Source organism: Sanguibacteroides justesenii, assembly GCF_003204205.1.
GTDB lineage: Bacteria > Bacteroidota > Bacteroidia > Bacteroidales > Marinifilaceae > Gabonibacter > Gabonibacter massiliensis.
On record NZ_QJPL01000004.1, the window covers coordinates 381,649 to 397,220 of the forward strand.

10 protein-coding genes and 2 pseudogenes are annotated in these 15,572 nt (G+C 41.9%); 5 read left to right on the forward strand and 7 right to left on the reverse strand.

All coding sequences use genetic code 11. The annotated features are described in order from the left end of the window. Positions 1-228: 228 nt before the first annotated feature. From DMB45_RS14640 to DMB45_RS08660, 3 genes are all read right to left on the reverse strand, one after another. Positions 229-408, reverse strand: a complete 180-nt coding sequence (locus DMB45_RS14640) for a hypothetical protein (RefSeq protein WP_146216430.1) — start codon at positions 406-408, stop codon at positions 229-231. A gap of 24 nt (positions 409-432) precedes the next feature. Further along, entirely contained in the window at positions 433-3,534 is a 3,102-nt protein-coding gene (locus DMB45_RS08655; RefSeq protein ID WP_041505340.1) for a response regulator, read from the reverse strand. Positions 3,535-3,821: 287 nt separating this feature from the next. Next, positions 3,822-4,394, reverse strand: a complete 573-nt coding sequence (locus tag DMB45_RS08660) for a DNA-3-methyladenine glycosylase I (RefSeq protein WP_041502581.1) — start codon at positions 4,392-4,394, stop codon at positions 3,822-3,824. 413 nt (positions 4,395-4,807) lie between these two features. Between DMB45_RS08660 and DMB45_RS08665 the strand changes: the two genes are divergently transcribed. The 3 genes from DMB45_RS08665 to DMB45_RS08675 are packed head-to-tail and all read left to right on the forward strand — an operon-like array spanning position 4,808 to position 6,925. Then, entirely contained in the window at positions 4,808-5,650 is an 843-nt protein-coding gene (locus DMB45_RS08665) for an ABC transporter ATP-binding protein (RefSeq protein WP_082027548.1), read from the forward strand. Between the two features lie 13 nt (positions 5,651-5,663). Then, positions 5,664-6,563, forward strand: coding sequence for a hypothetical protein (locus DMB45_RS08670; RefSeq protein WP_041502580.1), 900 nt, complete (start codon positions 5,664-5,666; stop codon positions 6,561-6,563). Further along, on the forward strand, positions 6,560-6,925 hold the full coding sequence (locus DMB45_RS08675) for a GntR family transcriptional regulator (protein ID WP_041502579.1): 366 nt from the start codon (positions 6,560-6,562) through the stop codon (positions 6,923-6,925). The genes DMB45_RS08670 and DMB45_RS08675 overlap by 4 nt, the downstream gene beginning before the upstream one ends. 78 nt (positions 6,926-7,003) lie before the next feature. Here the strand turns inward: DMB45_RS08675 and bla are convergent, their stop codons facing one another. Beyond that, positions 7,004-7,897: a class A beta-lactamase, subclass A2 gene (gene bla, locus DMB45_RS08680; protein WP_041502578.1), complete on the reverse strand. Its 894-nt coding sequence runs from the start codon at positions 7,895-7,897 to the stop codon at positions 7,004-7,006. Positions 7,898-8,030: 133 nt separating this feature from the next. On the opposite strand from bla, the pseudogene DMB45_RS15070 reads away from it, so the two are divergent. Continuing rightward, positions 8,031-8,582: pseudogene (locus DMB45_RS15070) on the forward strand (GNAT family N-acetyltransferase); the annotation flags it as partial. 6 nt (positions 8,583-8,588) lie between these two features. Next, positions 8,589-9,421 (forward strand): annotated as a pseudogene (locus DMB45_RS08685) (aldo/keto reductase); the annotation flags it as partial. A 178-nt stretch (positions 9,422-9,599) separates the two neighbouring features. On the opposite strand, the gene DMB45_RS08690 reads toward DMB45_RS08685, so the two are convergent. From DMB45_RS08690 to DMB45_RS14725, 3 genes are all read right to left on the reverse strand, one after another. After that, positions 9,600-10,451, reverse strand: a complete 852-nt coding sequence (locus DMB45_RS08690; protein ID WP_041502577.1) for a GNAT family N-acetyltransferase — start codon at positions 10,449-10,451, stop codon at positions 9,600-9,602. 81 nt (positions 10,452-10,532) lie between these two features. Next, positions 10,533-12,428 carry a M64 family metallopeptidase gene (locus DMB45_RS08695; protein WP_041502576.1) on the reverse strand — a complete coding sequence of 632 codons (1,896 nt, stop codon included), beginning with the start codon at positions 12,426-12,428 and terminating at the stop codon, positions 10,533-10,535. A gap of 234 nt (positions 12,429-12,662) precedes the next feature. Continuing rightward, positions 12,663-15,572 (reverse strand): golvesin C-terminal-like domain-containing protein (locus DMB45_RS14725; protein ID WP_181416503.1); only part of this gene is annotated, 2,910 nt, incomplete at its 5' end.

Consider the following 15,572-nt stretch of genomic DNA (forward strand, 5'->3'; position numbering starts at 1 on the left):
TCACTGGTGTTAAATAGAAAAGAAAGATATAAAAAGACAAATCCCGCTAAAACCTCCACCCTATAAAGCCGGATTAATTAAAAACAATAAATCACGAAAGCGATTATAAAAGAGAGTTACAGACTCGCCTGGCTTGTGCCGCACGTAACGGGAGTGCAGTTGCCAAAGACGTTTTAACGGAAATAAAAAACAAATAAATATATTTTAAAAATTGAAGATACGACCTTGTTATATAACGAAAGCCTCTTCCCCGTGTACATTGCCTTCGGGGCTTTTAAACCATTTTTCGAAGAACTCCTGCAGTCTGGGATGCTGTTTATCCACCAGCATAGTGCTGACCGATATATACGGATAAACGCTTCCATCGGGATCGTTGTGGAAACGGATGCCGTATATAGTCTTCAACACCCGGCGGTCGATATGTTCCCTTGGTCAGACTAACGTAAAGTTCTTGTTGAGTATAGTTCGTATTTCAACACCCAATTTTGTCGGATTGATCGGTTTAGAGACATAACCGTTGAAACCGTTTTTGAGGATCTTTTCCTTATCCGACGCGAATGCATAGGCCGTCACGGCAATGATGGGGAGCGTCTTGGAAAATTTGCGGATCTCCCGGGTAGCTTCGTAACCGTCCATGTTCGGCATATTGATATCCATGATGATCAACTGGGGATTGTGCTCCCGGCAGAGTGCCACTGCTTCGCATCCGTCCCAAGCGTGGATGAGTTTGTATTCCGTCTTCAGGATGGACTGGAACAGCAGGAAGTTGCTTTCATTATCCTCGGCAACGAGAATCGTGATGTTCTTCCGTCCCAGCGGAACTTTCGGGGGCTCCGCAACGACTTGTTCCGCCTTTACGATCTCGGCGGGCAAATACGGAATTTTAAACCAGAACGTAGAACCCTTGCCTTCACCTGCAGATTCGACGCCTATTGACCCGTTCATCTTCTCGACGATTCCTTTGCAGATAGAGAGTCCAAGTCCATTGCCCGGCATGAAATCGTTCAGTTTGACGAAACGCTGAAAAAGTCGGCATTGGCCCTCAGGGGAGATCCCCATACCGGTGTCTTTCACGAAAAAGTAAATCTTGTCTCCACGCAACTCGTATCCGAAAACGATGCTTCCGCTCTTCGTAAACTTACGAGCATTGGAGATCAGGTTGATCAGTACCTGTGACAAGCGATTGGGTTCGGTGTGGACAACACAATCGGTCGCACCGAGCATGAAGTTGAGCACTACCCCGGGTTGCAGGCGCAGACGCTCCGTGCTGTCTATCGTACGGATCAGATCGTTAAGATCCACGGCTTTATAAATGAAGTCCAACGTATTGGACTCGACCTTAGCCAAATCGAGTACATCGCCGATCAATTGCAGTAGCAACTGGTTGTTGGTTTCGATAATGTTTACGAACTCCTGTTTCTCCTGCTCATTCTCGGTGGTGAGCAACAGGTTCGAGAACCCGACGATGGCGTTGAGCGGCGTACGGATCTCGTGACTCATATTGGCAAGGAAAGCCGACTTCAGGCGGTCGGACTCCCTAGCTTTCTCTTTGGCCGCAATAAGAGCTTGTTCCTGCTTCTTACGTTCGGTGATCAGGAGCAGCGAACCGATAAGCGCTTTCGCCCGCCCCCGGTCGTCACTTTCAACTACGGCAGCATGGACCTCCAGCCAGTCGGTATGCAACTGTCCGTTCTTGTCGGTAACTATCCGGAATTCGGTCTTGATGTACTGGAGCTTTCCTTCCAGAAAACCTTGGTGGGCCTGCTTTACGTGCACTACATCATCGGGATGGATGCGCTCGAAATATTCGGCTTCCTCAATAATATGGACCAGATGGGTTGATCCTCGCTGCTTGGTGAAATTCATGTGCCTCAATATGCGCTGAGCCTCACAGGCGATCTTGTGGCTCTCCAAATCCCAGCGCCACGGAATGATATGCGCCACGCTCAGAGTGATGTCCAGTTTCTCCGCAAATTCCCTCAGCTCATTGGTCGCTTTGCTTTTTGCCGTAATGTCGATGGCGAAGATATCCAACTCCTTTCCCTGCTCAGACTGGTACATCAGAAACTCGTAATACGTATCGGTCTGTTTGAAATAGTGCGAAAAAGTAACGGGGAGTCCTTTCCTTAATACGGTCTCGATCAAGTTGGAGATATATTCGGGAGCAAACAGTTTGCCGGGAGTGTCCGGGAGGGCATTTTGCCGGATCAGACACGCGAACGCCTCGTTTCCCGAGTGACAATCGATGTCGGCGACATGGCTGTCTGCACCGTACCGCACGGTCGCCTGCGTATAGGCGATGGGCATACGCTCGACCAGCTCGGCGTGTTTCCTGAAAAGAGCCATCTTCTTACGCTGGAATACCGCATTAAGGATAGCGATCACGATCGTTGCTGTAAAAATGACGAATCCCACGATGATGTACCAGCTGTACTGTTGCCAGAATGTTTTGGGTTTATCGAGATACACCGTATTCTCGGGGCATCTGTCTACTGGGATCCCATCCTGAACCAGCCTGGGATAATTGACGATAGGGAATGCCTCTGTTGCGTAAGCGAAAGGAAGCGTGCGCATAGGTACGCCGTCCAACATTTGATTGACGGCATGCATGACGGCTGCCTGCGTCCGCCGAGGATCGGGGAAATACCCCCCGTCGATACCGTTGCTCAGATAAGCGCTCCGTAGGGCGAAAACAGGACGTTTCGCGGCAGAGATCATCCGGGCATCACCCGAGATCAGCATCGGAAACCCATGCACATTGACACGTTCGTAAAACCAAGTGGAGAGCAACAACCCGACCGAAGGATCCTGGTCGTTCAAATATTGTTGCATAAGATCACTGTTGTGCTCATTACCCACGAGCCATTCGTACTCCAAATCAGGATAGGTTTCCTTTATATACCGGCGGATAAGCCCGTTTAGGTAGCGGTTCAGGTAGAATTCATCGGCCAGGAACACCACCTTGCGCATTCCGTGTAGCATCCCCACCATCATGTCGATCGTCCCCTTATACAAATCGGGCACTTCGACCATTGTGAAATTGTATTTGCCCTGCAGGTCGATCAACGGTTTAAGCATATCGTCCGATACATCGGATGTTTCGCCTGTCATATAAAATTCCTGAGGCCCGTATATTTTAGTTTTGGAAATCAACACCATCGGAATATCGCCCCATTCCTTCACGATACGTTCCCTTAAAGTAAAGGACATGTTGCCGATCAGTACCAAGTAGTCCGGTTTTTGATCCTCGAAACGCTGAAATATACCATTTTCCACCTGACGGTACATCGATGCATTACGAATGAACGTACCGTTCATATGGACGATATCGGCACGTACGCCATCCATCCGTGCGGTTAACAACGCGATCGGGGTGATCAACTCCTGGCTCCACGGAGCCGCCTCGTTATAGGAGTTGATGATAAGCAAGCGGTGCTCCCTGACATCGGCCGCTCGAGAAGTGAAAGAAGAAAAACTCAGACTTACAAATATGAAAACAATATGCTCGACAAACAAAAACAGCCTCTTTCTCATTATTTCGATTACTTTTTTATTACACGATACATGCAGTTCATTTTGCACGGCACTATAACTGTATGCACTATTTTCGGAAAGACAAAAATAATCATGTCTCTCTAAAGATCAAAATGTATATATAAAACAAAATTCCGAATTATCTCTCTACCCTCATAAGGAGTTCAAAAACTACCGTTAAATCAATATATATCATAAATTACAACACATTCTTACTTTCGACTCCCGGCAGATCAATTAAATATACAGCCTATACCTCGAAAAGACTCCGTAACGAGACGGTACTTTTACGATTTTCGACAAATGCAATCCGTCAGGTGATCGTTAATAAACCCCGAAGCCTGCAAATGAGCATAACAAATTGTCGTCCCGAAAAATTTGAATCCTCTCTTTTTCATATCTTTACTCATTGCATCGGATTCGGGAGAAGATACCGGGATTTCACTCATTGACCGAACATGATTTACAATCGGCTCTCTGTTCGGAAAAAACGAAAGGGTATAGTTGTAAAAACTACCAAACTCCTTTTGAATGGCAATAAACAGTTTTGCATTCGTAATGGCCGATTTGATTTTCAACCGATTCCGCACGATACCATCGAATTGCATCAACCGGTCAACGTCTTCATCGGTCATTCGAGCAACTTTCTCAACATCAAAGTCATGAAAAGCCTTACGATAACCTTCGCGTTTCCTGAGAACAGTTATCCAACTCAAGCCCGCCTGAGCACTCTCCAATACCAAAAACTCAAAAAGTATCTTATCATCCGTCACTAACTTTCCCCACTCCAGATCGTGATATTTAACATATAATTCATCGGTTCCACACCAACCGCATCGGCCATTTACGATATCCTGCATAATTTTTTCGTTTTATATTTTAATACACGTAAGTATTTTATTATAAGATGCTCGCTATCATGATTGAACACAAAAATACTTATTTTAATCATATCCACAATTCGTATAAACAATTCCGATTATTATCATTATATTTCAAGCAGATCAAGCACCACCTATCACTCTTCAAACTCTTTTTCCGATTTACCGTTTGGAAACCTTTATCAACAGTCCACCCCTGTAACGTAAAATGCTATTCGGCAAATTAGAGTCTGGCAAATCAAATACCACCTGAAAATCAACAATATAACACACCCAATTAGTTAATTAGAGTTAAATATTAAGGTTTCCGCTTGTCTAATCAAATAAATTATACACATTTGCAGTGTACTATTTAACTAATACACACATAAACCAATTAATCTATAACCACCATGATGATCGAAGTAAAAAACTTATCTTTCAGTTATGGAAAGAGAAAACAAAAAATCTTTGACGACTTTTCGCTGACATTAGGCAAAGGCTCAGTTTACGGTCTTTTAGGCAAGAACGGTACAGGTAAATCGACTTTGCTTTATTTAATGACAGGCTTACTTCGTCCTCGAGCAGGACAAATATTTTACAAGGGAATGAATGTTTCAATGCGCCATCCGCAAATATTAAAAGATATGTTCCTTGTACCGGAAGAATTCACTCTACCACCGGTCAGCTTGAAACAATATTTGAAACTGAATACCCCGTTTTATCCGAATTTCAGCCATGAACAGCTAAGAGCCTGCCTTTGCGATTTCGATATGAATGAAGATATCCATTTGGGCGAACTATCGATGGGACAAAAGAAGAAAGCATTTATGTGTTTTGCATTGGCAACCAACACCCCTCTGCTGTTAATGGATGAACCCAGCAATGGATTGGATATTCCCTCAAAGAGCCAGTTCCGTAAAGTGATCGCTTCGGGCATGACAGATGATAAATCGGTAATTATCTCGACCCATCAGGTAAGAGATATCGACAGCTTGCTGGATCATGTAATTATTATCGACGGTACCCGCGTATTGCTAAATACATCGGTAAAAAACATCTGTAATAAATTATATTTTGCAGATCAAGGGATAAATGAACCGACAGATAATGCACTATATATTCAATCATCAATCCAAGGAAATAGCGTAATTTTCCCGAATTTTGAAAATGAAGAAACAAATTTGAATCTGGAAGTATTATTCAACGCTATGCTGACAGAAAGGGAAAAAATGCAATCAATATTTAACAAGTAAAAACAGGCACATTATGGATGCGAACAACTTTTTTAGCTTATCGCGCATAGTCATGGTAATGAAACGCGAGATCATTGAAAACTGGAAAACGAATGTATACCGATTAATCGGTCTTTACGCGGCATTTGCATTGACGTTAATATTTGCCATGATCAAGGCAAATAACGAGCCGCGTTGGTTGGATAATCCCGAGTGGGCGGTAGAACATTTTTGTCTAAGCAGAATGATTGCCTTTATGATAATTGCGGGAATTGCATCTTTTATTTACGCGGCCAATATTATGGAAAATATGAAAACGAAAGAGAAACGCATATCATTCCTTATGCTTCCGGCTACTATGTTTGAAAAGTTTATTGTAAGATTCTTATACGTTACGGTAGGTCTTTTCGTGGCTATCCTGTTAACCGTATCCTTGGCAGAGATTACCCGTCTTCTTCTGCTTCCTTTATTCAACGTACCTGCCACTTTGCATCAGACCGTATTACCTAAGATATTTTCTATGTTTATAGATATGATTTGTATGAGTGGTAAAAATAGTTCCGTTATTTACGGAAGCGGAATTTCTAATTGGGGATTGGTTTCGGCTTGTATCTGGACTTCGGTTATCTGGCATCATTCCTTGTTCATATTAGGCGGCAATTATTGGTATAAAAAACCTTTTTTAAAAACATTGGGAACCCTTTGGGGTATAATGTTTCTATTAGGCTTTATCGCATCAATCGCCATAGGACGACAGGACCCCGAAAACACGTCTGCCCTGTTGTATTCCGGAGAGGCCACTTGGGCGACAGTGAAGAATATATTGACAGCAGGTGTGACTTTCTTTAGTTTATTTACTATTTTCAACTGGTGGTTGAGTTATAAACTCTTTACCCGTTCACAAATTATTAAACCGAAATTTCATTTATTATGAGATTTAAAGAAAGTAAATCCATATACTTGCAGATAGCCGACCGGATATGCGACGAAATCCTGCAAGAACAATATAAAGAAGAGCAGCGTATTCCATCCGTCAGGGAATACGCTGCCACCGTGGAGGTAAATGCGAACACGGTCGTTCGTACTTACGATTACCTTCAGGGGCAAGAAATAATATACAATAAACGCGGTATCGGTTATTTCGTATCGGCAGGGGCCAAAGACCGGATTATGACTCTTCGCAAGGATGTATTCCTGCACGAAGAATTACCGGAATTTTTCAAACAAATAAAGACATTGGATATTTCAATAAAGGAGATAGAGAAAATGTATAAAGAATACATAGCTCAAAATTAACATGCCCGATAAAGCGAACCATCCCCTCACAAAACTTCCCGCTACCGGAAGAGAAATACCTCTTACCGGTAGTATTGTCTATATTTCGCTCACATATTGATATACGACACGAGAAATATCAGCTATGATTCGAGAAGATTCCTGCATATTTTCCGCGGAGTCTTTTATAAAAACGGCTATCGTGTATCTTTTCCCGTTCGGCAGATATACAAAACCCACATCATTTATTCCGATGATCTGGCCTTTATCATTGAGATCTCCTGTTCCCGTTTTATGACCGATGATTGCTTCTGTCCCCTCTAACGGAAAAGGCAAGCGATCTTTTCCAGTCTCACAGGTAACCATCGCCTGTTTAATAAAATCCTGATAATCTTTATCGAATAACGGCCGAGTAAGCAGTAATTCCATGACTTTAACCGCTTCAAGAGGAGTACTCCAATTCCTATAACAGGTATTTATGTCCTTATGCATTTCATCCTCCGTAAATTCAACGGAAAAATCCCGGATACCCAAACTTCGTATATACTTGTCAGTTGCCTCCGTCCCACCGGTTCGAGCAAAAAGAATATCACACGCGTTATTATCGCTTAAATGCAAGGTATATTTCAGCAACTCTTTAATCGGAAGAAAAATTTCACCTTGAGGATATCTGTCGCGAAGGGGACTATATGTATTCGATTTCAAATCGGATCGTCGAATATAAACAGACGTTTCGAAAGACAACTTCTCTTTTTGACAATAATCTGCAACAGCCAAGGCTTGGTACAACTTAAAAACACTCATCATAGGATATTGACAATCATTGTTCACAGTGATCGTATCCTTGCCGTTAAGAATAACGGCTATACCGACTTGAGCATTCTTTCCGGCGATCGTTTCCCGTAATCGCTTTTGTAAATTTTCATGTTCCGCTTTTACTATAACCGGCAACACGAGTAAACTGAAAACCAACCATAAGCCTTTTAATTTCATATCATTATTTTATCTATTCAGCAATGCTCAAAACTACAATCATTTTTTATCATATACAAAGATTCTATTGCCCATCGACAAGCGAAAAAAGCTTGATTAACACACAAACAACAATTATCTATTTTTATAAAATATAAAAACTAAACCTAAAATATACATCACCCTGACAAAAGAGAATATTGATACACAACATCTCTGTTGCGTTTTCTCCGACAAGAAATGTAGCGAAGGTTACGAATTAAAAAAGATTGGATGAAAAAGCAAAAGTTTTTATCGAATATGTTCCCGCACAAAAAGCATGGACTCCCGTAGAGATCATAACCATCTAATAATCAATTATTTTTTTGGATGACAGAAATATACAAAGGAAAAGGGTATGCCAAAGCCTTATTAAAAACTGTCGTCGACGATGCCAAATAGCAAGGCACAAATGGTTTGGTTACAGTTATCGAAACAAAAAAATATCACTTTATGAGCAATACCGAATGGTTCCCGAGACAGGGTTTGGAAACCGTTGAAAAACGATCAAACGGCTTTTCGCTTCTCGCCTTAAAAATAGCTCCTTCTGTTCCTTCTTTTAAAAAGTGTGTAATAAGTGGAGAAAGTGCCGACTAAAAGAGTTGGTCATTTACTATACCAATCGTTGTCCGTTTCAGAGTATTATATCCATAACTCTTTGGCGAATTGAGCCAAGAATAAAGCATTAGATAACGGCCTATTGGATTTTTTACTTGATGAACGGGAAACCGGACGTATTCGGAACCTCGGATTCTCTTACCGCGGGGATATTCGCATATTCGATTACCTACTCTCTCGACACGGCGAAATCAAATGGGATTTCGTACAAATTCAGCTCAACTATGTGGACTGGAAACATGCCAAAGAGGTAAATACCCGCAACACGGATGCCGAATATCTTTACGGAGAGTTAGAGAAACGGGGTATTCCGGCCATAATCATGGAACCGCTTTTGGGAGGACGTCTCTCTAATGTACACGACCATATTGCTGCCCAATTGAAACAACGACGTCCCGAATCGAGCGTCGCATCCTGGGCTTTCCGCTTTGCCGGCTCTTTTCCGAATGTTCTAACCGTACTAAGCGGCATGACCTATATGGAACACCTTCAGGACAACTTAAGCACTTACTCCCCCTTTGAAGAAAAGGAATTTTTGGAAGAAACGGCACGGCAATTGCTCCGTTACCCGATCATTCCCTGTAACGATTGCAAATATTGTATGCCATGTCCTTACGGTATGAATATTCCGGGTATCTTACTCCATTTCAACAAATGCATCAACGAAGGCAACATGCCCTCTTCGTCACGGGATACGAACTACCGCAAGGCCCGCCGGGTATTCCTTATCGGCTACGACCGTTCCGTTCCGCGTTTACGGCAGGCCAATCATTGCATCGGCTGCGATCAATGCAATCCCCATTGTCTGCAAAATATCGATATATCCCCGCACAGTTGCGACGTATCGATAAATTCGTCGAGGATCTGAAACAAGGACGTGCATTCTAAGATGAATAAAATAATACGACTCTGAAAAAACAACAAGCTATCGATATATTATAAATTGAAAAAGTGCCGTTAGTAAAGCGGCACTCTTTCAAAACATTTCATTCTTTCTCCAAAACCTATCGGATAAAAATCGAACAGCAAAAGAAACATAAAACAGTAATTTTACTATAAAATCACGCTATAACTGTTTTATCATTTCAAATTGCTTTCCTTGTATATCTATATTTCTCGCCTTTAGGAAATCGGTGATCGAAGGTGATAAAATATCCGTATTTATGATTTTTACTGTATCATTTTGATTTAATTTAATCATTTCATGAAGTAACACGGAAGCAATTCCTCTCCTTCTGTATCGTTTATCGACCGCTATCTGGGTAATATCTCCGGAAGCGGGTTCAAAAACACAATACCCGACAAGCTTATCTTCAATAAATGCACCCAAACAAACGAACCCCTCGGCAGCTCTTTGGATGGATTCAAAACTATTCTGCCAGGATGGGGTAAAATCCCAAAATTCAGGAATAGAATCAAACTCCTCAAGATCAATTTGCCTAAGTATACCGGAGGTATTCGAATTTTTAACGTCATTTCGAACATCCTCATTTTTAGTAATAAAATAATTAAATTCACGGGGCACCTCGAATCCGAGATGCCTATAAACAGAAACAGCCTTTGTATTGTGTTGCAACACCTCCAGCAAATATTGCTTAATCCCCATTTTTTTTAAATACGGGATGGAATAGTTAAAAACCTCCGTAGCCACCCCTTTTCCTCTATAATCTTTCAAAGTCCCGGTACCCGTATCGTAAGCCGTTGACATCCCACCGAAATTTCCGATGCCGTTAAACGTAAAAGCAACGATTTTACCTTTGTCAAAGGCTGCAAAAGAGAGTGTAGGATCATATCCCCGCCTTTTTAACATGGTTTGAAGCTGCATCCTATTTAGCTGAACCTCATAATCGGCAAAAGCCTGATAAAATGCTTCAAACACAGTCTCAAAGTCCGTCTTTCCAAGAGATTTTATTTCCATATCGTTACTTTTAATCGTACGTTAAAATATATAGCAACTTTACCCCTATCCCCGAGTGCTACCCAAGTGCTATTCAGTACACTATTTCTGTTCAATAAGTATCGGGGGGGCCAATGGTACAAAGTTCTTCATGACATAAGAAGCCCTAACTTCCGAAGGAGCTTTCTGTATATCTTTCGCAGAAAATTTCTCAAACGTAAGAGGTCCTTCTCCCGCAACCTTTAGAATTCGCTCCACGATAAAATATCTGCTTGGGGAATTAAAATACAACCGGTTATCCACCATGCAACTTGTTTCTTCAGGCCGGGTAGCCCCCAAAGCGTAGAGATAGGCTCCAGTATAAATACCTACATGAGAGTAATCGGGTTCATCAAGAAATCGATTCCATGGTACCTTATGCCCGCCTGTATTATCATAGGGAGAGACATTTCTGAAATATTCATATCCCTGCCATGCCAAAAGATTTTGCACCCTCTCTTCGGGTATCGCAAAATTATAATTCACATATTCATCCGCTAACCTGCCGAAACCATGTCCACCGTACTCGTGACAAACAATATTCCCGAACGTAGTGAGAACGCCAGGCTCTCTGGATACCGGAACCATCGCAACGCTCTTGCCGTTACTAATGGTATAGCATGTCCCGGCATACACATCCTCATTTATAATCACACAAACAGAGGTATTGCACAGCTCCGTTTCTGTCATCCCGAGAGAATGTAATACATAAGAAAATACTTTATCGTAATTACATTGAATTCCAGTACCTCCCGTGAGCTCGCAAGAAAAAGCCGTATTCTTAACGACACCGGAGATCTGACTGCTGACTCCGGATTGAGCCGAGAATGCGGCCACTTTATATACCGAGAAATATTCCCGATACGTTCTATAAGGTTCTATCGAGAACAACGCTTCAATCGCTTCGTTTACATTCTGATCGAATAGTCCTCCATATTTGTAATGTTCGGGCAGATACCCATCCCCGGTAAAGACTAACTTTATGGGGTTAGCTTTTGTACACTGCTGATAAATCGAATAACCTCCATCACGATAAGCATCTGCAAATCCGGTTGTAAACTCCACCATATCGGATTCGGTCACTCCGCCGTGTCCATCATCTGCTTGTACTTTGTAGAAATATGTTGTATTCGGTTGTAAAATATCTGCGTCGGCAGGAAGAGACGTGGAGGTATTTTCACCGGCAATTATAGTATTCCAATCGAAACCATTGGTAGAATATAAAACGGTATATTGCATAACGTCATTATCAGCATCCGTACTCTCCGTCCAGCTAAACATCGGAATAATAGAGACATCCGTTGTATTCGGTTTCAGCCCCGAAGGTTTTGTGGGTAAATTATTGTGAGCTGCTTTCTGTTTCAAAACAACGGAAGCAGATGTTCCCGAATATTCGATCTTTAAAATATGCTCCCGTTCCATTCTTTCGGGATTATCCGCAACAGTCACGCTCACCCAAACATCTCCCTCGCCGGCCATCGGAGTAATATTTTGAATCCACTGGGGCAAATTATCGCCTTGAATCTTCCACCTCGTATTGGCAGTAATCTCGAATGCCTTAGAAGAAGAGACCGAATCCAACAATAAAGAAGAGGGAGTAACAGAAAAATTCAGGGACGGTTGCGAAAGTTGCACCTTTACTGACAACCCACCACCTCGAATGATCAGGTCTGCTGTTTTTTCCGTAGAGGTGAAATTGGGTGGCGCACTTATCGAGAGTTGTGTCGTCCCCGCTTTCCCGAAAGTAGGAGAGACAATAAAATCGGAATTTACACTCAACGAAGAGGTCCAATCCACATTCGAGGTAACCTCTACATTTACCTCCGTATCATCATTTTGAATAATCGCACTTTGTACATCTACATCAATATAGACCTCTTCTTTATCTTTACTACAAGAGAAGACAGCACCGAACAAAAGACAAAAGAGTAATCCCCTAAACAATAAAAATTCTTTCATACACGCACTATATTTAATCAAAATAACAATTTGTAAAGCTAAACTTTATTTTATAAAAACAATAAATATTGGATATTTTATTCTATAATTTTAAAGATTTGGATTCTGTATTTAACCGAAGTGTTTTATCCGGTTCGTAACGGCCGTTGTACTTATCCCGTATTTTAATGCAGCAACCTCGCAAAATACATTTTTAAGACTTCACGTATAGCACTTTGGGACGGAGGTAAAGTGCTATTCATCTTCTATATAGACCCATTTTACGGCATCGGCATAGATATTAAAATCCGAGGTGTTGGATTTATCACTTAAAGTAATCACGTGTTCTCCGGGCGTCAATTTAAAACGTCCCAACGATATCCATTTCCCTTTTTCCGCTTTCCAACCGATATTAACGTCCAAGGGAATCTCTTTCACACCCTCGTCACACGTGACCGTGTAATACTGAAACAACTGAATGGTATTAGTAGAAATTGAATTTCTCAAGTTATATATATAGCGCTTACACGTTAAACAAGGGATGGGAGTCATATAAACAAAAATTTCATACATTCCTGATTTTTCTATTCGAGCATGCCACTCCACGCTAAAATCTCCCCTACCGGCCTTCTTGGAAACAAAACCCTCCGTGATATCACCGTAAGCGAAAGAAGGTGCGGCAAAATAAGTCCACTCTGGAAGCTCTCCGGTATACGGAGAACTACCATTAATCGTGATATATCCTTCTTCCCGTTGACCGAGTAAACGACCGAGCAACAAACGAGATTTCGGTTGAATGATTCGAAAGCCCTCGTCATCCTCGTTGACAATAATCTCGTTGGCCGGAGGTTGAAAATAACTAAAGGGTAATTGCTCTATCCGTTGTGTAGTGTCAGTAGTTGTTACACCTTTTTGAGCATACTTTGTTCCCGGGTTATTCCGGGCTATATTAGTAAGTAAAATTACACCAAAACCTATCTCTTCCCCAATCCATTCGATCCTTTGCCCCTCATGCCTTTTTACCAGAAAATTCTTCTGTTGAGGTCCCTTGTCTGTATAGAAACTAAATGAAATAATACCGTCAACCTCTCCCGTGTTATATATACTTGCCTGCACTTTATAACGTTTTTTACCAGTAAGATTTTCTGTCATTCCAGATTCCAATATCTCCGCCATTTTAAAATCTCTTATGATATACGCTGGAACTCTATTCTCCGAATACCATTGCGGTAAAAATTCCATCCAGTCAATGCCAAACTCTTGTTTATAGGCAGTATTAAATGTTTCAAAATCCACTTGTTTAAATGTATACTGTTGAACAAAACCAACCAAAAACTTGTTCAACTCCTCTGAAGAAGAATACAACAAGAGTATATCCTTAAGCTGATCGACTTTTATTCTTAACAAATCATTTAACAATACGGGGAGAAATGATGCATCCGAAAGAGCATCAGAAAAACTATTTTTAGAAAGATAATACCTCACGTGAGAGTTATCAATTATTCCTGAACTTGCTTGGGGATACACTGTTCTCAAGTACTCCTCAAAATTAGCCTTATCGGTCATTTGATTTAATAGGGTATTAAGTACGGGATATTCCTTCGAGTTAAAACTAATCGTGTAGTCATTATAAAGTGGAAAATCCACATATAAATTATTTACAAGGATTTTGTTTTCATCAAACTTATTCAATACATTAATAGGTTGTCCTTTAACAATTTTAGTATAGAACATCACTTGACGAATGGTTCTTTCTAATACCCTCATTTCATACCTGAATGGTGTAAGTACCCCTCTTCTGTTTACTCGATCCTCTTCCTCCATCCGGACAATTTCTTCTTTAAAATTCGGGAGAGGTATACCGATCATCTGCTCAGGGAAAAAGTACATCTCCGGCTGCACGTACCCGCTTCCGTTCCGAGAGACCCGGTAGAAACTACAAAACGAGAGCGGGGTCTCCACAAAAAAATAACGATCGAAAGGGTAAGGCTTTCCATGCCCCGCTTTCGAAAAAGAAGAAATCACCCCCGGGAGTGAATCCGGTACGACCTCCAAACCGTTAAAGTAATCACCGTGTCCCGGGTAAACATAATAACCGTATTGCACCGAATCTACCGGCAACATATCGCCGGTGTAACGACCCACTACAAGCGATAACCCGACAAGAGGCTTTGTCGAACGGAATAAAGTAACCTCTCTTTCCTTGAACGACGCTCCTTGTGAAAAAACAGCCTTATCTCCCGTGCCCCTTATCTTTAGCGTCGAATTGAAAAAATGTTTATCAACAGCGTATACATTCCCCGGGTTAACCGGGGGAGTACATACCGGGTACCACAAGCATTCAGGGGTGAGCAGAGTGTAATCCTCTCCCAAATAAGCGAAACGCTTCCCGAAACGACACGTGAAATCTCCCCGGTCCGAAAGATCGAAAAACGTTTTATCCGGGATGTCCACATAACATATACGTTCATCGATCTTACCCCTGTAACGTATCTCCACCTCACACACCTCTCCCGCTGCCAAATCGCTATAGAGCAGGAGCACCTGTTCATCTCGCTTCCACGGGATATCCTTCCCGTCTACACGTGCCGACTCTAATTCTAAAGAAGGATTCAGGTAAAGAAGAAGATTCTCCACGCATTCCTTGTTTTGATTCCGAACACGTAAACGACAATCGACCGACAATCGATTTCCACGCGACTCGTAATCCAGATCCAAATCGAGTAGGGTGACTTTGGGGTAGGAATTGTAATGGACGTATACATCACGATAGAGACGACGAGCCTCTACGGAACCTTGATATCTTAAATAAAAAGTCGTACCGTTGCCAGCACCAAGGACAAAACATATCACGCAGACAAACCTCCATAAACGCTTGTCCCGTGTACTATTCGGGAGACGGCGGGACAACACCACCGCGGCGCTAAAAAAAACTATACCACACAGCAACCAGCAAAAACGGTGCAAAAAATAACCCCACGGGTCGGGGAAACCGACCATATCGGAAAAAATATTGGGTACATGAAGGGCAAAAGGATCAAACAAGCCCTGGCATGTATCCGGCAAGAGAACGACGGTCAACAATAAATACCCGATTAAGAGAATAAAAGAAAAAAGACGGTTACGGGTTAAATAGACCACGAAAAAAGAAAAACCCGTCAAAAA